Source organism: Arthrobacter sp. 2RAF6, from assembly GCF_052115205.1.
In the GTDB taxonomy this organism is placed as follows: Bacteria; Actinomycetota; Actinomycetes; order Actinomycetales; family Micrococcaceae; genus Arthrobacter.
On sequence record NZ_JBFRGF010000010.1, the window covers coordinates 96,904 to 114,640 of the forward strand.

Sequence of the window (17,737 nt, forward strand, 5' to 3'; positions counted from 1 at the left end):
GGGAAGTCGCAAGAATGCATGCTCTACGCCTCACACGCCGGATCCCATCGATTACATGCTTTCGGCCGACCACTGCAGCGCGACGGGAGACAGATGGATCTCCGGAATCGACGGGCAACCTGGAGCAACGCGAGAGTACCTTGGCACCGCTGTCGGTCAGGCCAGAAGCGGCAATGACTTCGAACGCCTCCAGGGGTACCCTCCAAAGGCCTCTTACGTCTATTGGGGAACGCACCTAACCTCAGACGTCGCGGGCATCATGGGCCGGACTGGAAACCCCGTCATCAACAACTCCGCATGCTATTCGGGCTCATTCACCGGAACAATATGTTCGAACACTGTTAGCGCCGTCGATCAAACAGTTTGTTATGCATTCCTCCAGTGTTATTCCGGATTGACGATTACCAATCAGACGGCGGGCCACCCAGCGGCAGGAAACGGCGACAGCGGCGGCCCCGTGTTAAGTGTTATCAACGGTTCCGTCTACGCCAGTGGAATTATCAGTGGTATCCAGAACGCGTCAACGAACTGTCTGGGTATCCCAGGGTCAGCCGCAGACGGCGGAAGAAAGTGCAGCTCGCGGGTAATTTATGCCCCCATCTCGCATTTCTTCGTAAATAATGGGGGCCATGCCCTCTACGTGGCCTCAATCCACTAAGGCGCCCTGCCGTCGGCAACGGTGGTGGAGCGGCCGACGCTGGGCAAAGAGGACCCCCTGCGTCTAAATTGCCCCGATGCTGGTGAGGAGCCGAACCTCTCCGTCAGCCGGGGGTGAGGACGCAGAACTCGTTGCCCTCCGTGTCGGCGAGGCACACCCACGGCACATCGCCCTGGCCGACGTCGGCGTCCGTGGCGCCCAGTGCCCGCAGCCGGGCCACCTCTGCCGCTTGGTCATCGCCGGGGTACGGCCGCAGGTCGAGATGGACACGGCCGGACGCGGCATTCGCGGCAGGTGTGCGGACGAACTCCAAATACGGCCCGACACCCTTGCCCGAACGCAGCCTCGCAAAATCGTCGGTCACCTCGTGCAGGGTCCAGTCCATCGCCCCGCTCCAGAACAGGGCCATGGCCCGCGGATCCGTACAGTTGACCACCACCGCGGCGATTGGCCCGGTGTCCCGGTAGATCGGCCGAGGCTCCAGCACGCAGAACAGGTTGCCCTCCGGGTCGGCCAAGACCGTCCACGGTACATCGCCCTGGCCAATGTCGGCCGGCGTCGCGCCGAGCTTCAACATGCGTGCCACGAGCTCCGCTTGATGGGCCGCAGAGGCGGTGGCGAGGTCGAGGTGGGCGCGGTACCTCACCGTCTCGGGGTCCGGGACCGCGACGACATCGACACAGACGGCTGCAGGGTCCGGCCCGACGAAGCCCACGGGTTCCACATTGCTCACACCGGGTCCTTCGCTGGAAACACCCCAGCCGAGCACTTCCGCCCAAAACCGGCCGAGCGCCGAGTCATCCCGGGCCTTGAAATTCACTTGAACAAGTCGCAGCGCCATATCGCCCGATCCTATATCCAGGAAAGACCGGACAGAAGGCAGCATCCCAGGACACCAGCCCAGGACATGAAGCCGGGGACACGCAGCGAGGAGAAGCCGCGCATTTGACGGCGTTTGAGACGATGAACCACATGGACGCTGACGCAAGCCTTGCCAACGACGCCGATACCGATCCCGCCGGCGCGCACCACTCCGGTGTGCAGTCCGTGGACCGGGCCATCACCGTGCTCGAAATCATCGCCCGCAACGGCGATGCCGGCGTGAGTGAGATCGCGGAGGAAATGGGCGTCCACAAGTCAACGGCGTCGCGACTGCTGAGCGCCCTGGACGCACGTGGCATGGTCCAGCAGAATCACGAGCGCGGAAAATATCAACTCGGGTTCAACATCCTGCGCTTGGCCAGTGCCATTCCGGCCCGTCTCAGCTTGGTAAGGGAGGCCCGGGAAGATCTCGAAGCCCTGGCGGAGAAGTTCGCTGAGACTGCCAACCTGGCCGTGTTGCGGTCAAATTTCGCGGTCAATGTGGACCAGGCCATTGGCCCCAACACGCTTGGCACGCAGGACTGGATCGGTGGGCTCACCCCGCTCCATGCCACGTCCAGCGGAAAGGTCATGCTTGCCGCCCTGCCGCCTGCGACGCGTGACCGCGTTCTCAGGGAAGCCGGCCAGTCGCGGTACACGCCGCAGACCATCACCGACCGCGACGAGCTGGAGCGGCAAATGCCGGTCATCGCAGAGGCCGGGTACGCCGCGACGTATGAAGAATTCGAACGCGGACTCAACGCCGTCGCGGTTCCGATCCGCAACCACAGCGGCACGGTGATCGGAGCCATTAGCCTTTCCGGCCCGGCCTTCCGTTTCGAGCCGGAAAAAATACCCGGCCTGCTTGATGCGCTCAAGCAGGCCGGGTATTCAATCAGCGTCAAGATGGGGTACACCGCAGCCAACGGCGGCTAGGGTCCGTCAAACGTGGCGGTCCCGCGCTGCCTGAGCGAGGTTTTCCTCTTCAGCTTTGATCGTGGTGTCCCCGCCATGACCGGTGCGTACCACGGTTTCCGCCGGAAGTGTCAGAAGGCGTTCCCGGATCGAGGCGAGAATTGTCGGGTGGTCGCTGAACGACCTGCCCGTCGCGCCCGGACCGCCGTTGAAGAGGGTGTCGCCCGTGAACACCGTCCCTTCGCTTGCCAGGTAGAAGCACGTGGAACCCGGCGAGTGGCCCGGCGTGTGGATGGCCTGCAGGGCCGTGCCCGCCACGTCGAAGATGTCGCCGTCTGCAATGTAACGGTCCGGCCGCGCATCCGGATACACCTGCTCCCACAGCACCATGTCCGCGGGGTGCAGGTGGATCGGCGCGTTCACGGCCTTCGCCACGTCGAGCGCTGCTCCGATGTGGTCGTTGTGGGCATGGGTGAGCAGGATGGCACGCACCTTCCGGCCACGGACCTGGTCGATGATCGCTGTTGCGTCGTGCGGCGCATCGATAATCACGCATTCGTCGTCGTTGCCGACAATCCAGACGTTGTTGTCCACATCCCACGTGCCGCCGTCGAGCGAAAAAGTGCCCGAGGTGATGAGGTTTTCGATAGTGACGCTCATGCGATTTCCACCACCGAACGGAGCACTTTGCCCTCGTGCATCTTGGCGAACGCTTCTTCCACCTGGTCGATCGTGATCCGTTCGGACACGAACGCGTCCAGGTCCAGGTTGCCTTGCTTGTAGTGCGCCACGAGCATCGGGAAGTCGCGGGAAGGCAGGCAGTCCCCGTACCAGGAGGACTTCAGCGAACCGCCGCGGCCGAAGACGTCCAGCAGGGGCAGTTCGAGCAACATGTCCGGCGTCGGGACGCCCACCAGCACCACGCGGCCGGCGAGGTCGCGCGCGTAGAAGGCCTGCTTGAAGGTCTCCGGGCGTCCGACGGCGTCGATCACCACATCGGCACCGTTGCTGCCGGTCAGGGCCCGGATGGCCTCGACGGGGTCTTCCTGGCTGGAGTCGACACCGTGCGTGGCTCCCAGGGACATGGCCATCCCGATTTTGTTGGCGTCGATGTCCACGGCGATGATCGTGGTGGCGCCGGCGAGCTTTGCCCCGGCAATGGCGGCGATGCCGACGCCGCCGCAGCCGATCACGGCCACGGACTCGCCCCGCTTGACCTCACCGGTGTTGATCGCGGCACCGATTCCTGCCATCACACCGCAGCCGAGCAGCCCGACGGCGGCGGGATCGACGTCGTCGTCCACTTTGGTGCACTGCCCGGCGGCCACGAGGGTCTTCTCCGCGAAGGCGCCGATCCCCAGGGCCGGAGAAAGTTCCGTGCCGTCTTCCAGGGTCATCTTCTGGGTGGCATTGTGCGTGTTGAAGCAGTACTGCGGCTGGCCCTTGGCACACGCCCGGCATTCCCCGCACACGGCACGCCAGTTCAGAATCACACGGTCCCCTGGCGCCACTTCGGTGACGTCCGGGCCGACGGCGCTGACCACACCTGTGGCCTCGTGGCCGAGCAGGATGGGGAAATCATCGGTGATGCCGCCCTGTTTGTAGTGCAGGTCGGTGTGGCAGACTCCGCAGGTGAGGATGTCCACCAGCGCCTCACCCGGACCGGGGTCCGGGACCAAGATGGTCTCCACCGACACCGGGGCGTTCTTTTCCTTGGCGATGACCGCCCTTACTTTGTAAACCATTGGCTGCGTTTCCTTTTCCTAAATTCCCGGTAGCTCGTTACAGCTAAGAGTGGCTAGGCATCGATCACCAAATCGGTCCGGGCGGTGGAGCAGCAGGGCAGGAATTTGCCTGCTTCGATTTCCCGTGCCCGGATCCCGCCCTGATGGTTCATCTCGACCTCCCCGGAAAGCTTAACGACCTTGCAGGAGCCGCACATGCCTTCCTTGCAGTTCGCGCCGATCCTGACGCCCGCTCGCTGGGCCACGCCGAGGATGTGTTCGGCGGGGTCGATGCGCACATTGATGCCGGTGCGCATGAAGGACAAGGTAAGGTTTCCCGTTCCGACCGTGTCGAAGCTCGAGGCATCAGGGGACCCGGCCTGCGGCCCCACGTGCGGGCTCCCGCCAGGAAAGGGTGCGTCCGGTTCGACGGTTTCCAACGGCAGCCCCGCGGCCTTCAGGGTACCCTCGTCGTCATAGCCGGGCTCGTAGAGCCCGAACGCGGTGGGCTGGCTTTCATAGTAGCCCGCGGCGGAATCGGCGATTTCCTCGGCGATTTCCTCGGCAATGTCCACTGCAAGGGCGACCTCGGCCTGGTATTCGAGGAGTGTCTGGCGATCTCCCGAGAAGAATTCCATGTAGATGGAAGTGTCGTCGACACCGACTTTTTTGAGGAGCTCGGTGGCGGTGTTCAGGTATCCCTCGGGGCCGCATGCATAGACCTGGCGGCCGTTGGCGTCGGGGGCCACCTCGTTGAGCATGGTCGCCGTCAGCCTCCCGCTGAGCCCTTCCCAGTCCTCGGGCTTGCTGCGGTCACCCAGGGAGTAGAAGACTTTGACGCGTGAGTCCACTGAGGCGATGTAGGCCAGTTCCCGGTGGAAGCCGAAGCCTCCGGCATCCGAGCCGTGGTAGAGCACCACAACATCGGCGTGTCCGGGCAGGGAGTGGATGGTCCGCACCATGGACATGATCGGTGTGATGCCTGCACCGGCAGCGAGCAAGAGGTACCGTGCCCGGCGGTCGGCATCGGGCAGGTGGAATGCCCCGACCGGCCCGAGCATCTCAAGGACGGTGCCGGGTTTGACGTTCTCATGCACCCATGGCGAGACCAGTCCCGTGGGGTCGCACTTGACGGTGATGTTGAAGGTCCACGGCTGGGTGGGCGAACTGGACAGCGAGTAGCTGCGGTCCACCGGGTCCTGGTCCCCACCATTCACGGGAAATGCGATGTTCACGTACTGGCCCGCACGGAACGCCAAAGGCGCACCGTCGGAGCGGCGGAACACGAAGGTCATCATGCCGCCGGCCTCGGGAACGGTCTCGACGCATTCGGCCATGAACTCCTGCGGATGCCAGGGACCCAAGGCATGGGCGGCGCGGGCGGGCACCTCGGTGCCGCCCATCACCCTGTTCCACGGCATCTCAAGACCGCGAATGCGCTGTGGTTCCTGGATTGCCGTCTCAGTGAGGAGTTCAATCACGCCAAGTGCTCCTGCACGCGCTGCACGTACCAGTTGATGAACGCCTCGACCTGGTATTCGCTCTTCATGTACGGGCCGGGTTCGTAAGCGGGGCTGCTGGCGCCCTTCTGGCACAGCTCCACGAACGCCTTGTCCTGCAGATTTGTCTGCTTCCAGGTGTGTGTGAGTTTCTCCAGATCGTAATCGACGCCTTCCTCGGCGTCGTCCGCCACCAGCCAGGTGGTACGAACCAGCGACTGGTGTTCGTTGATGGGGAAGACACCGAACGTGATGACGTGGTCTCCGAGGAAATGGAACCAGCTGTTGGGCTGCAGGTGCATCGAGCAGCGGCCAAGGCGGAAGTCCGGCAAGTCGCCGAGCAGCTTCTTGGAGAGCCTGCGACCATCGGGCGAGAACGATTCGCCCTCACCGTCAAGCGATTCCCGTGAGATGCGGATTCCCGCTATGCGCGTGTCAAGCTCCTCGACGACCTCATAGGGAAGGCCATAGCGGCGGCAACGCTCCTCGAGCGAGGACTGTGCTTCCTTGTTGCGGTCCCACACCTCCTCGAGATGGGTCGGGATCAGGCCCTCCGTCAGGCCCCAGGTGGGAAAGAGGGAGCAGGCGAGCTCCGGGTGGCCGTCGCAGTGGTAGCACTCACGGTTGTTCTCCATGACGAGCTTCCAGTTGCCCTCCTCGATGATGTTCTGCTGGTAGGCGATCTTGGTCTTCGACAGATCGTGGGGCGCGAGGTAAGGCTCAAAGATCTTGGAGGTCTCGTCGAAGTCGGTCGGCGGTTCGTCCGCAATGCAGACGAAGATGAGGCCTGCGACTTCGCGGCCATGGGCGCGCTTGAGGCCGAAGCAGCTCTTGTCGAACTTCGTTTCGCCCGGTGCCGAGGCGTGAATCAGGTTGCCTTCGGGGGAGTAGGTCCAGGAGTGGTAGCCGCAGACCAGGTTTCCGGTCGACCCGGTGGCTTCGGTCAGGACGCGGGCACCGCGGTGTCGGCACACGTTGTGCAGGACGTTCACGCCGCCATCGTCGTTGCGCAGCACGATCAGGGAGTAGGGCCCGTAGTCGACGGTGACATAGTCGCCCGGCTCCGGGAGTTCGGCGACGCTGGCGGCAAAGATCCAGTGCTGGCCAAAAATGGCCTCCATGTCGATCTTGAAAATCGTCGGATCGGTGTAGAACGGGGCATCGAGGGAATATCCCACGCGCCGGAACTCGAACAACCCGGCGATTTCCGCCAGCTGCTCGGCAGGCAATGATGAAGCGAGTTTTCCGCGTGAATTGAGGGGCAAGTTCACTGGGGCAGTCATGTGTTTCCTCCCGGGAGGGCTGGGTAATTGTACGAGGTTTGGAAGGTTATGGGGTTGCCAGGACTGGCTGGGAGTTGCAGGCGTTGAGTTGCCGGCGCCAACGGGTGAACAAACGCGGTTGGTTCGCCCCTAGGACGCCCACGGGCTCCTCACCTCGGTAGTACACGGCGAGGAAACTGTGGGTCTCAGGCTCCCCCGCCTCGATCGCAACACGCTCTGCGTCCCTGGCATGGCCGACGAACTGGAGCGTTACTCCGTACTGGTCGGACCAGAAGTACGGCAGGTTGAGCGGCTGGGGTGCGGCTGAGTGATCCAAGAGCCCGGTCACGGCAAGTGCGGCACGTTCCTGGGCACCGCTCCAATGCTCCACGCGATGGTGCTGCCCGCTGCGTTCGTCGAACCATGCCGCACAGTCTCCCACGGCAACCACCCCGGGGACGTTTGTCCGCCCCATCGAATCGCAAGTGACGCCGTCGTCGATCGCCAGGCCCGAACCGGCCAGCCACCCGACATTGGGGACCGCACCGATTCCGAGGAGTACGACGTCGGCGGAACGGTACTGTCCGTCGCTGAGCCGGACACCGGTCACATTTCCTTCGTAGCTGTAATACGAGTCGATTCCCGTGTCACAAATCAGCTCCACTCCATTGATCCCATGGAGCGTGGCCATGACGGCAGCCATCTCCGGACCGAGCGGAGCGCTCAGCGGGATCGGGCTTTTGCAGATGATGGTCACATCCATTCCCAGGCCCTTGGCCGTTGACGCCACCTCCGCGCCGATGAAGCCGGCGCCAACCACCAGCAGGCGGCCGCCCGGAACGAGTTCCGGAGCCAGATCCTGCGCATCCTCGAGAGTCCGCAGCGTAAAGACATTGGATAGGCCCGCAAGTTCGGGCAGTGTGCGGGCTGAGGCTCCGGTGGCAATCACGACGCCGTCAGCCACCACCGTGCGTCCGTCGCCGAGCGTGATGGTCCTGGTAGCGGCGTCAAAGCTCCGAGCAGGCGCGCCCAGCAGCCATTCAGCCTGCAGGGGGTCATCCATTCCCGGCTCTTCCGCCTCCAACATCAAGTGCTTGACGCCCATCTTTCCCGCCAAGAACTCCTTGGACAGGGGCGGACGGTCATAGGGCCGCTGCTGCTCATCTCCAATGATGAGCAGCCGGCCACAAAAGCCTTGCGCCCGGGCAGCGCGGGCGGCGGAGAGTCCCGCCAATGATGCGCCCACGATCGCCAATGTCTCCATGGCTTCCTCCTCGCCGAACCGTTCAAAAATTTATTGCGCATTACGCAACGAACTTCATTATGCGAAACAGCGTGGCGGACTTCACATCGCGTGTCAAGGAATCGGCGAAGTAAATTCAACCCCTTGACAAGTTGGTGTGAGGTCCATCACGCTGTTGCGTATCGTGATCTTCGTTGATCATGAGACAACGGCCCCCAACAGGTTTCGACCCAGCCCGGTGAAAGAAGGTTCGTGAGATGCACAGTGCTTGCCCGCTCAGCTCATTGGCTCCGGGGGACGCCATTCGACTCGAGACGTCCCCGCCCATTGCCGTATTTCACACCGAGGAGGGCGAGCTCTTCGCCCTCGACGACACCTGCACGCATCAAGACGCCTCCCTCGCTGACGGCTGGGTGGAGGACTGCTGGGTGGAGTGCCCCCTCCATGCTTCCAAGTTCAACCTCCGCACGGGAGCCGCCGATGCGCCTCCCGCGAAACTGCCCGTCAGGGTCCACGAAGTGCTTGTGGTGGACGGCCAGATCTTGGTCAAGGAATCCGAGGACGCTCCCAACCTGCCGCCGGGGTTGACCGTCGACGGCCACGTGTAGCGTCCGGCGAGCCGCAAACTTCCATACGACCTACCTCAGGAGCAACACGCATGTCCACAACACCCCGCGTCGTCATCATCGGAGCCGGCATCGTCGGCGCCAATCTCGCGGATGAGCTGTCCACCCGCGGCTGGGCCAACATCACCGTAGTAGAGCAGGGGCCGCTGAAGCTGGCTGGCGGCTCTACTTCGCACGCCCCCGGCCTCGTGTTCCAGACAAACGCGTCCAAGACCATGACCGAATTCGCGTCCTACACCGTGGACAAGCTGCTCTCGCTCAGCGATTCCGGCGTCTCCTGCTTCAACCAGGTGGGCGGCCTCGAAGTGGCAACCACACCGGAGCGCCTGAAGGACCTCAAGCGCAAGCTGGGCTACGCGACGTCGTGGGGTGTCGAAGGCCGGCTCATCGATCCGGACGAGTGCACCAAGCACTACCCGCTGCTCGACCAGGAAAAGGTACTCGGCGGTCTTTACGTCCCCTCCGACGGTCTGGCTTCCGCGGCCCGCGCCGTCGGCCTGCTCATCGCCAAGGCAAGCGCCGCAGGGGTCACGTTCCGCGGTTCCACTCCCGTCACCGGCATTGAACAGGCCGGCGGCAAAGTCACCGGCGTCGAAACGCCTGACGGCGTGATCCCGGCAGACATCGTCGTTTCCTGCGCCGGGTTCTGGGGACCCAAGATCGGCGCCATGGTCGGCATGTCCGTGCCGCTCCTCCCCTTGGCCCATCAGTACGTCAAGACCACCTCCGTACCCGGGCTCGTGGGCCGGAACGATGCCTCGCGGCTGCTCGACCCGGGCAACGGCGCTTGGATGCCCATCCTCCGCCACCAGGACAAAGACCTTTACTACCGAGAGCACGGGGATCGGATAGGCATCGGCTCCTACGCCCACAAGCCCATGCCCGTGGACCTCCGGGAGTTGCCCGAGGTTGCCGCCGCTGACATGTCCGAGCACCGCATGCCGTCCCGCCTGGCGTTCACCGAAGAGGACTTCCTGCCGAGTTGGGAGGACTCCAAGGAACTCCTACCGGCGCTCGCCGGCGCGGGTATTGCAGATGGTTTCAACGGCATTTTCTCCTTCACTCCCGACGGCGGTCCCCTCGTCGGCGAGTCCAAAGAGGTTGACGGCTTCTTCGTTGCCGAGGCCGTGTGGGTGACGCACTCCGCCGGCGTGGCCAAGGCAGTGGCCGAGCTCTTGATCGAGGGTCAGTCCCGGATTCCGCTCCACGAATGCGAAGTCTCCCGCTTTGAAGAGATCCAGACCGCGGAGAGCTACGTCAGCGAAACCTCCCAGCAGAACTTCGTGGAGATCTACGATGTCCTGCACCCGCTGCAACCGCGCGTCTCCCCTCGCGAACTGCGCGTGAGCCCGTTCAATGCGCGGCAGAAGGAGCTCGGGGCGTTTTTCCTCGAAGCCCAGGGTTGGGAGCGCCCGCACTGGTTCGAGGCCAACCGCGGCTTGCTGGAAGTGATCCCGGAAGAATGGCGCGCACCTGAACGCGAATCATGGGCCGCCATGTTCCACTCCCCCATTTCCGCGGCCGAAGCGTGGAAGACCCGCACCGCCGTCGCGCTCTATGACATGACGCCGCTCAAGCGGCTGGAGGTTTCCGGCCCTGGCGCCGTAACCCTCTTGCAGCGCCTCAGCGCCGGGAAGGTCGACAAGAAGCCGGGCGCGGTGACCTATTGCCTGCTCCTCAACGACGACGGCGGCATCCGCAGCGACATCACGGTGGCCCGGCTGGATGAGACCACGTTCCAGGTGGGCGCGAACGGCAACATCGACTTCGATTACTTCACCACCGAAGCCCGCAAGCAGACCGCCGGGGACGTCACCCAGTGGGTCCAGGTCCGGGACATCACCGGTTCCACGTGTTGCGTGGGGCTTTGGGGGCCACTGGCCCGCGAGGTCATCGCCAAGGTGAGCGACGACGATTTCAGCAACGACGGATTGAAATACTTCCGCACCAAGAAGGTCCGGATCGGCGGGATCCCCGTCACCGCGATGCGGCTATCCTACGTAGGCGAGTTGGGCTGGGAGCTGTACACGACGGCGGAAAACGGCCAAAGGCTCTGGGACCTGCTGTTCGAGGCCGGCCAGGAGCAAGGCATCATCGCGGCTGGCCGCGGGGCGTTCAACAGCCTGCGCCTTGAGAAGGGCTACCGGCTATGGGGTACCGACATGACCCCGGAGCACGAGCCCTTCCAAGCGGGCCTTGGCTTCTCCGTGGGCAAGGACAAGGAAGGCTACGTCGGGGCCGAGGCCCTCAAAGCCCGCCGCGAACTGCCCGTCAACCGCCGCTTGCGTTGCCTGACGGTCGACGACGGCACGTCCGTGGTGTTGGGCAAAGAACCTGTCTACTTCCGGGGAGGGCCCTCCGGATACGTCACGAGCGCCGCCTACGGCTACACCGTCCGGAAGCCGATCGCCTACGCTTGGCTGCCCGAAGAAGCGGGCGAGGGTGACGCTGTCGAGATCGAATACTTCGGCAAGCGGATCCCGGCCACCATCTCCACCGATCCCCTCGTGGATCCGACCATGGAAAGGCTGCGGAGCTAACACCGCTCCCGGCACCGGACACAGCAATGGGGAACACTTCAAAGGAGTTCAACTAATGGCCAACGAAAAGTTTGACTACGTCATTGTGGGTGGGGGCAGCGCCGGATCGGTGCTGGCTGACAGGCTCAGCGCAGACCGCACCAAGACCGTCCTGGTCCTGGAGGCCGGCCGCAGCGACTACCCCTGGGACCTGTTCATCCAGATGCCCGCAGCACTCACGTTCCCGAGCGGGAACAGGTTCTACGACTGGCGCTACCAATCCGACCCCGAGCCGCACATGCACGGACGCCGGATCGCCCACACCCGCGGCAAGGTCCTGGGTGGCTCCAGCTCCATCAACGGCATGATCTTCCAGCGCGGCAATCCCTTGGACTACGAACGCTGGGGAGCCGACGCCGGGATGGAAACATGGGACTTCGCCCACTGCCTCCCGTACTTCAACCGCATGGAGACCGCCCTCGCCGCGGATCCCAGCGATGAGCTGCGGGGACACAACGGACCACTGGTCCTTGAACGCGGTCCGGCGCGCAATCCCCTTTTCCAAGCGTTCTTCCGAGCCGCACAACAAGCCGGATTCGCACGAACCAACGATGTCAACGGGTACCGGCAGGAGGGCTTCGGCCCCTTCGACCGCAATGTACACAAGGGCCAGCGGCTCTCTGCGTCCCGTGCCTACTTGCGGCCACACCTCGACCGGCCCAACCTCACCGTGCGGACCCGGGCGCTCGTATCGAAAATCAACTTCGACGGCATTGGAACTTCCGATGTCAGGGCAACGGGCGTCAGTTACCGACGCAACGGCAAGCAGCACAGCGTGGACGCCCAGGAAGTCGTCCTGTGCGGAGGAGCCATCAACACGCCGCAGCTCCTGCAGCTGTCCGGCGTCGGAGACTCCACGCACCTCAAGTCCCTCGGCATCAAACCCGTGGTTGACCTCCCCGGCGTCGGCGAAAACCTCCAGGACCATCTGGAGGTCTACATCCAGCACGCCTGCACCCAGCCGGTGTCCATGCAGCCAAGCCTGAGCCTGTGGCGCTACCCGTGGATCGGCCTGCAGTGGCTGTTCGGGCGCAAGGGGCCGGCGGCCACCAACCACTTCGAAGGCGGCGGTTTTGTGCGCTCCAACGAGGACGTGGCCTACCCGAACCTGATGTTCCACTTCCTGCCAGTGGCCGTCCGCTACGACGGCCAGAAGGCCGACGCCAAGCATGGCTACCAAGTGCACATCGGGCCCATGTATTCCGACGCCCGTGGCAGCCTGAAGATCACCTCCACGGATCCGACCGCCCACCCGTCCATGAAATTCAACTACCTTTCAACTGAGCAGGACCGGCGCGAGTGGGTGGAAGCCATCCGGATTTCCCGGAACATCCTGGAGCAGTCTGCCATGGCGCCGTTCAATGGCGGCGAGCTCTCCCCCGGCCCAGCCGTCCAGACAGACGAGGAAATCCTCGACTGGGTAGCCCGCGACGCCGAAACCGCTCTGCACCCTTCCTGCACAGCCAAGATGGGCCCGGCCACGGATCCCATGGCCGTTGTGGACCCGCTCAGCATGCGGGTGCATGGCACCTCGGGCCTGCGGGTGGCCGATGCTTCGGCAATGCCCTACGTGACCAACGGCAACATCTACGCGCCGGTCATGATGCTGGCCGAGAAGGCCGCGGACTTGATCCAGGGCCGCGAACCCCTCGCTCCGATCGCCGCCGAGTTCTACCGTCACGGCGCGGTTCCGGGTGCAGACGGACCGGTTCCGGACAGCCTGGAAAGCCTGGACAGCCTGGACAGCCGGCCCGAGGTCACTCCGGCAAGGAACCAAGGAGCGGCATGAACAGCCCACAACTTTCCCAGACCCACACGGTGCGCGGCAGTTACGTCGACGGCGGCTGGCGGCAGTCCGCCGGAGGAATCCGCAGCATCAGCTGCCCGGCGGACGGTACGCACGTTGCCGACGTCGCGGAGTGCACGGCGGCAGATGCCGAGGCCGCGGTGGCGAGCGCCCGGAAGGCGTTCGACGACGGCGGCTGGCCGAGCACGCCCGAACTGGAACGCGGCGCGATCCTGCTCCGTGTGGCCGGGCTGCTGCAGCGGGACAAGGCCGGCTACGCAGCAGCCGAGGCCCTCGACACCGGCAAGCGCCTGGTCGAAGCCGAATACGACATCGACGACGTCATAGCCTGCTTCCGCTACTACGGCAGCGTGGCGGGCACGGACGCGGGCCGCGTCATCGATACCGGCCGGCCCGGCGCCATCAGCCGGATCGTCCATGCACCGGTGGGCGTCTGCGGCCTCATCACGCCATGGAACTACCCGCTCCTGCAGGCTTCGTGGAAGGTTGCACCGGCGCTGCTTGCCGGAAACACCTTTGTGCTGAAGCCCAGTGAGCTGACGCCTTCGACGTCCATCTTGCTCATGGACACGCTGCGTGAAGCCGGTGTGCCCGACGGCGTCGCGAACCTCGTGACGGGGACGGGACCGGAGGTGGGGGCCGTGCTCAGTTCGGATCCGCGGGTCGACCTGGTCTCCTTCACGGGCGGGCTGGAAACCGGCAAGCGGATCATGGTCGCCGCGGCGCAGACGGTCAAGCGTGTGGCCCTTGAGCTCGGCGGCAAGAACCCGAACGTCGTGTTCGCCGACGCCGACCGGGAGGCCGCTATCGACAATGCCCTGACGGCCGTCTTCTTGAATTCCGGCCAGGTTTGCTCGGCCGGGGCCCGGCTCATCGTCGAGGAGTCCATTCACGAGGAGTTCGTGGCCGAAGTGGTCCGCCGAGCACGCCTGATCCGTCTGGGCGGCCCCTTCGACCAGGAAGCCCAGACCGGCCCGCTGATCTCCACGGCCCACCGGGACAAGGTCCACGCCTACGTGCAGGCCGGCGTTGCAGAAGGCGCCCGGCTGCTGTGCGGGGGCTCCATTCCGGACAGCCCGGAGCTGGCCGGTGGCAGTTTCTACCCGCCCACGGTGTTGGACGGTTGCACCACCTCGATGCGCGTGGTCCAGGAGGAGTCTTTCGGACCCGTCATGACGGTGGAAACGTTCTCCACCGAAGAAGAGGCCATCCGACTGGCCAACGACACTGTTTACGGACTGGCCGGCGCAGTGTGGACGGCAGACGCCTCGAAGGCCCAGCGGGTCTCCGAAGCCCTGCGCCACGGGACGGTCTGGATCAACGACTACCACCCGTACGTTCCGCAGGCCGAATGGGGCGGCTTCGGACAGTCCGGCAACGGCCGCGAATTGGGGCTCGCAGGCTTGGCCGAATACCGAGAAACAAAACACATCTGGCAAAACATCAGCCCCGGGCCCAGCCATTGGTTCGAGCCGCCACAGGCAGGAGTACAGCAATGAGCAGTCCTGACATATCAGTGCGCAATCTCTGGAAGGTCTTCGGACCCGGAGGTGACAAGATCCCCAAGGATACCGAGCTGTCGAGTTTGAGCTCCGCCGAATTGCTTGAACGCACCGGGTGCAATGCAGCCGTGCGGGATATGAACTTCGATGTCGCCAAAGGCGAGGTGTTCGTCGTCATGGGCCTGTCCGGATCAGGAAAATCCACGCTGATCCGGTGCCTCACCCGGCTAATCGAACCGACGTCGGGAAGTGTCCTCGTGGACGGCAAGGACGTGACGCAGGCAGGAACCGGCGAGCTTCGGGAGCTGCGCCGGCGGAAAATGTCCATGGTCTTCCAGCATTTCGGCCTCCTGCCGCACCGCACCGTGCTGGACAACGTGTCCTACGGGCTGCAGATCCGTGGCGCCGCCAAGAACGAGCGCTACGCCAGGTCGCGCGAAATCATCGAGCTCGTGGGCCTCAAGGGTTACGAACAGCATTTCCCCGATCAACTCTCCGGTGGGATGCAGCAACGCGTCGGGCTGGGCCGCGCCTTGGCAGGCGACCCGGACACCATCCTCTTTGACGAACCGTTCTCGGCCCTGGACCCGCTCATCCGACGCGACATGCAGGCGGAAGTCATCCGGCTGCACAAAGAGATGGGCAAGACGATGGTTTTCGTCACCCACGACCTTTCCGAAGCGCTCAAACTCGGGGACCGCATCCTGATCATGCGGAACGGGGAAACGGTCCAATGCGGCACAGGCGATGATCTCGTCGGATCGCCTGCGGACAAGTACATTGCGGACTTCGTCTCTGAAGTGCCGCGCGCGGATGTCCTGACGCTCAAGTGGATCACCGATCCTGTGGCTTTGGGCACCCCTGGGGATGCTCCCGTCCTGAGCGCAGGCATGATCATCCGCGACGCAATCCCCACCGTCATGAACTCATCGTGTCCTGTCCTGGTGGAAGACTCCGGCAAGATCACCGGCCAGATCGACCGCGACAGCATCTTGTCGGTCATCCGGAGCACGGAAGTTGCGGCGTGATGTCCACTCTCGTTCGCGATCGCGCCCCGGTTCAGACCGGTCTCGTTTCCGTCCGTCCACCGCGCAAACGGCTCAGCCGCCGCACCCTGCTCCTGGGCGGGGCCGGCGTCGTCTGGCTCGTTGGATTCCTGTTCCTCCACGGCACGGCGACCCTCACACTACCGGCGTCGGAGCTCACCGACCTCCACCGCTCCCTCAACCAATTCAATGCCTGGGTGGCCTCAAACCGGGCGGACAATCCCGTTTTCCAGTACGTTTTCACTCCCTTCCGCTCCGCCGTCGATTCAGTCGCAAATCTATTCACCAGCACTTTTGCCGCCAGCTCCACCGGGCTTCGCCTACCGGAAATCGGCTGGCTGGGAACTGTCGGTCTGCTCAGCTGGATCGCCTTTGCGGTCGGCAATGCCCGCGTGGCGCTGCTGACGGCAGCCGCATTCACGTTCTTCGGCCTCCAGGGTCTGTTTACTGAAGCGGCTTACACCTTCGCCCTCGTCCTCACAGCCGTGCTGTTCAGCCTCCTGATCGGCATCCCGCTCGGAGTCTTGGCCGGGATCTCGGGGCGGGTTTCCCAAGTGATCACTCCGGTGCTCGACTTCATGCAAATCCTCCCCACGTTCGTCTATCTGGCTCCTTTGGCCCTCATCTTCCTGATCGGCCCTGCCTCCGCGGTAATCGCCACGGTGATCTACGCGGTGCCCCCGCTCATCCGGCTGACGGCACACGGAATCCGGAACATCCCAGAGAACACCAGGGAGGCCTCCGACTCCTTGGGCACCACAGGGTTTCAGCGGCTTCTGACCCTGCAACTCCCCCTCGCTCGGCGCACCATCGTGATGGGGATCAACCAAAGCACCATGGCTGCTTTGTCCATGGTCACCATCGCAGCGCTGATCGCGGCGCCGGGGCTGGGACAGGTGGTTGTCCGTGCCCTGCAGTCGCTCGACGTCGGGACAGCAGTCAACGCCGGCCTGTCGATCGTCCTTTTGGCCATTGTGCTGGACCGGGTCACCACGGCTGCCAGCCGCCGGGCCGAACCCGGGGCAGCCCGCAAGCGCCGGATATCGCGGAAAAGCAGGTACATCCTGCTCGCTGTGAGCCTCCTTGTTGTCTTTGTCATGGTCCAGCTTTCCCGGACGATGCTCTGGGCCGCAGCCTTTCCGAAGAACCTCAACTTTGGCCCGGACATCGTCAGCGGAGTCGGCGCTGCCAGCGAATGGCTGCAGACAAATCTCTCCCTGTTTACGGTGTCCTTCCGCGAGGCCCTGACAAACGGAATCCTCAACCCGTTCCAATCCCTTCTGGCCGAGACCCCCTTCTACCTCCTCATCGTTGTTGTCCTCGTGGCGGCCTACGCACTCGGTGGTTGGAAGCTGGCACTGGTCACCGCCTCATGCCTGGCAGCGATCATCTACCTGGGCCTGTGGAGCGATGCCATGGTCACCCTCGCCAGCACCCTTGTTGCCACGGCCGTGGTCATGGTGCTGGGCATCATCTTCGGTGTGGCGATGGGCAGGTCCAGCAAGGTGGACCAGGTCATGCGGCCCATGCTGGATGCGGGCCAGACCATGCCTGCTTTTGTCTACTTGGTTCCGTTCCTAGGCCTCTTCGGCGCAACGAGATTCACGGCCATCGTCGCCGGAATTATCTACGCAGCGCCTGTGGCCATCAAGATCACGGCCGACGGCATCGCAGCGATCTCCCCCACCGTCATGGAGGCTGCGGTATCCAGCGGTTCAACTCCCTGGCAGGTCATCACCAAGGTGCAACTCCCCATGGCAAGGAAATCCCTGGCCCTCGCCGCAAACCAAGGCTTGATCTACGTCTTGGCCATGGTGGTAGTCGGAGCCCTGGTCGGCGCAGGCGGTCTGGGCTACGACGTCGTCGCTGGCTTTGTCCAGAGCTCGCTGTTCGGCAAGGGCCTTGCCGCCGGCCTGGCCATCGTCTTCCTCGGCATCCTGCTGGACCGGATGACCCAAGCTGCGGCAGCCGACCCCGTCCGTAAAATCCGCTCAGCAAAATCGAGCGCGCACTAA

13 protein-coding genes are annotated in these 17,737 nt (G+C 64.0%); 7 read left to right on the forward strand and 6 right to left on the reverse strand.

The window, feature by feature from the left end; translation table 11 throughout:
• Nucleotides 1–761 precede the first annotated feature (761 nt).
• A complete protein-coding gene (locus tag AB4Z38_RS09825; protein ID WP_441429530.1) occupies nt 762–1,499 on the reverse strand; it encodes a VOC family protein in 738 nt (245 codons plus the stop codon).
• 131 nt (nt 1,500–1,630) lie between these two features.
• Between AB4Z38_RS09825 and AB4Z38_RS09830 the strand changes: the two genes are divergently transcribed.
• On the forward strand, nt 1,631–2,455 hold the full coding sequence (locus AB4Z38_RS09830; RefSeq protein ID WP_441429531.1) for an IclR family transcriptional regulator: 825 nt from the start codon (nt 1,631–1,633) through the stop codon (nt 2,453–2,455).
• Between the two features lie 6 nt (nt 2,456–2,461).
• On the opposite strand, the gene AB4Z38_RS09835 is transcribed toward AB4Z38_RS09830, so the two are convergent.
• From AB4Z38_RS09835 to AB4Z38_RS09855, 5 genes are read right to left on the reverse strand one after another with little or no spacing between them, the layout of a single operon-like run.
• Nucleotides 2,462–3,094, reverse strand: a complete 633-nt coding sequence (locus AB4Z38_RS09835; protein WP_441429532.1) for an MBL fold metallo-hydrolase — start codon at nt 3,092–3,094, stop codon at nt 2,462–2,464.
• The gene (locus AB4Z38_RS09840) at nt 3,091–4,179 is read right to left on the reverse strand and encodes an S-(hydroxymethyl)mycothiol dehydrogenase (protein ID WP_441429533.1); all 1,089 of its coding nucleotides are present in this window, start codon (nt 4,177–4,179) and stop codon (nt 3,091–3,093) included. Before AB4Z38_RS09840 ends, AB4Z38_RS09835 begins: the two co-directional genes overlap by 4 nt.
• A 53-nt stretch (nt 4,180–4,232) precedes the next feature.
• Nucleotides 4,233–5,639 carry a ferredoxin reductase gene (locus AB4Z38_RS09845; protein WP_441429534.1) on the reverse strand — a complete coding sequence of 469 codons (1,407 nt, stop codon included), beginning with the start codon at nt 5,637–5,639 and terminating at the stop codon, nt 4,233–4,235.
• Nucleotides 5,636–6,940, reverse strand: coding sequence for an aromatic ring-hydroxylating oxygenase subunit alpha (locus AB4Z38_RS09850; RefSeq protein ID WP_441429535.1), 1,305 nt, complete (start codon nt 6,938–6,940; stop codon nt 5,636–5,638). The genes AB4Z38_RS09845 and AB4Z38_RS09850 overlap by 4 nt, the downstream gene beginning before the upstream one ends.
• Before the next feature lie 46 nt (nt 6,941–6,986).
• Nucleotides 6,987–8,183 carry an NAD(P)/FAD-dependent oxidoreductase gene (locus AB4Z38_RS09855; protein WP_441429536.1) on the reverse strand — a complete coding sequence of 399 codons (1,197 nt, stop codon included), beginning with the start codon at nt 8,181–8,183 and terminating at the stop codon, nt 6,987–6,989.
• Between the two features lie 236 nt (nt 8,184–8,419).
• Between AB4Z38_RS09855 and AB4Z38_RS09860 the strand changes: the two genes are divergently transcribed.
• Genes AB4Z38_RS09860 through AB4Z38_RS09885 form a run of 6 tightly spaced genes read left to right on the forward strand, consistent with a single transcriptional unit; the run spans nt 8,420 to nt 17,737 of the window.
• On the forward strand, nt 8,420–8,770 hold the full coding sequence (locus tag AB4Z38_RS09860; protein ID WP_441429537.1) for a bifunctional 3-phenylpropionate/cinnamic acid dioxygenase ferredoxin subunit: 351 nt from the start codon (nt 8,420–8,422) through the stop codon (nt 8,768–8,770).
• Between the two features lie 50 nt (nt 8,771–8,820).
• The gene (locus AB4Z38_RS09865; RefSeq protein WP_441429538.1) at nt 8,821–11,328 is read left to right on the forward strand and encodes a GcvT family protein; all 2,508 of its coding nucleotides are present in this window, start codon (nt 8,821–8,823) and stop codon (nt 11,326–11,328) included.
• A gap of 55 nt (nt 11,329–11,383) precedes the next feature.
• The gene (gene betA, locus AB4Z38_RS09870; protein ID WP_441429539.1) at nt 11,384–13,156 is read left to right on the forward strand and encodes a choline dehydrogenase; all 1,773 of its coding nucleotides are present in this window, start codon (nt 11,384–11,386) and stop codon (nt 13,154–13,156) included.
• Nucleotides 13,153–14,673, forward strand: coding sequence for an aldehyde dehydrogenase family protein (locus tag AB4Z38_RS09875; protein ID WP_441429540.1), 1,521 nt, complete (start codon nt 13,153–13,155; stop codon nt 14,671–14,673). The genes betA and AB4Z38_RS09875 overlap by 4 nt, the downstream gene beginning before the upstream one ends.
• Nucleotides 14,670–15,704: a quaternary amine ABC transporter ATP-binding protein gene (locus AB4Z38_RS09880; RefSeq protein WP_441429541.1), complete on the forward strand. Its 1,035-nt coding sequence runs from the start codon at nt 14,670–14,672 to the stop codon at nt 15,702–15,704. The genes AB4Z38_RS09875 and AB4Z38_RS09880 overlap by 4 nt, the downstream gene beginning before the upstream one ends.
• On the forward strand, nt 15,704–17,737 hold the full coding sequence (locus tag AB4Z38_RS09885; protein ID WP_441429542.1) for an ABC transporter permease: 2,034 nt from the start codon (nt 15,704–15,706) through the stop codon (nt 17,735–17,737). Before AB4Z38_RS09880 ends, AB4Z38_RS09885 begins: the two co-directional genes overlap by 1 nt.

Bases quoted from the DNA above. Each gene is read 5' to 3' on its own strand.
- AB4Z38_RS09825 (WP_441429530.1), bottom strand. From the start codon at position 1,499: ATGGCGCTGCGACTTGTTCAAGTGAATTTCAAGGCCCGGGATGACTCG.
- AB4Z38_RS09830 (WP_441429531.1), top strand. From the start codon at position 1,631: ATGGACGCTGACGCAAGCCTTGCCAACGACGCCGATACCGATCCCGCC.
- AB4Z38_RS09835 (WP_441429532.1), bottom strand. From the start codon at position 3,094: ATGAGCGTCACTATCGAAAACCTCATCACCTCGGGCACTTTTTCGCTC.
- AB4Z38_RS09840 (WP_441429533.1), bottom strand. From the start codon at position 4,179: ATGGTTTACAAAGTAAGGGCGGTCATCGCCAAGGAAAAGAACGCCCCG.
- AB4Z38_RS09850 (WP_441429535.1), bottom strand. From the start codon at position 6,940: ATGACTGCCCCAGTGAACTTGCCCCTCAATTCACGCGGAAAACTCGCT.
- AB4Z38_RS09855 (WP_441429536.1), bottom strand. From the start codon at position 8,183: ATGGAGACATTGGCGATCGTGGGCGCATCATTGGCGGGACTCTCCGCC.
- AB4Z38_RS09860 (WP_441429537.1), top strand. From the start codon at position 8,420: ATGCACAGTGCTTGCCCGCTCAGCTCATTGGCTCCGGGGGACGCCATT.
- AB4Z38_RS09865 (WP_441429538.1), top strand. From the start codon at position 8,821: ATGTCCACAACACCCCGCGTCGTCATCATCGGAGCCGGCATCGTCGGC.
- betA (WP_441429539.1), top strand. From the start codon at position 11,384: ATGGCCAACGAAAAGTTTGACTACGTCATTGTGGGTGGGGGCAGCGCC.
- AB4Z38_RS09875 (WP_441429540.1), top strand. From the start codon at position 13,153: ATGAACAGCCCACAACTTTCCCAGACCCACACGGTGCGCGGCAGTTAC.
- AB4Z38_RS09880 (WP_441429541.1), top strand. From the start codon at position 14,670: ATGAGCAGTCCTGACATATCAGTGCGCAATCTCTGGAAGGTCTTCGGA.
- AB4Z38_RS09885 (WP_441429542.1), top strand. From the start codon at position 15,704: ATGTCCACTCTCGTTCGCGATCGCGCCCCGGTTCAGACCGGTCTCGTT.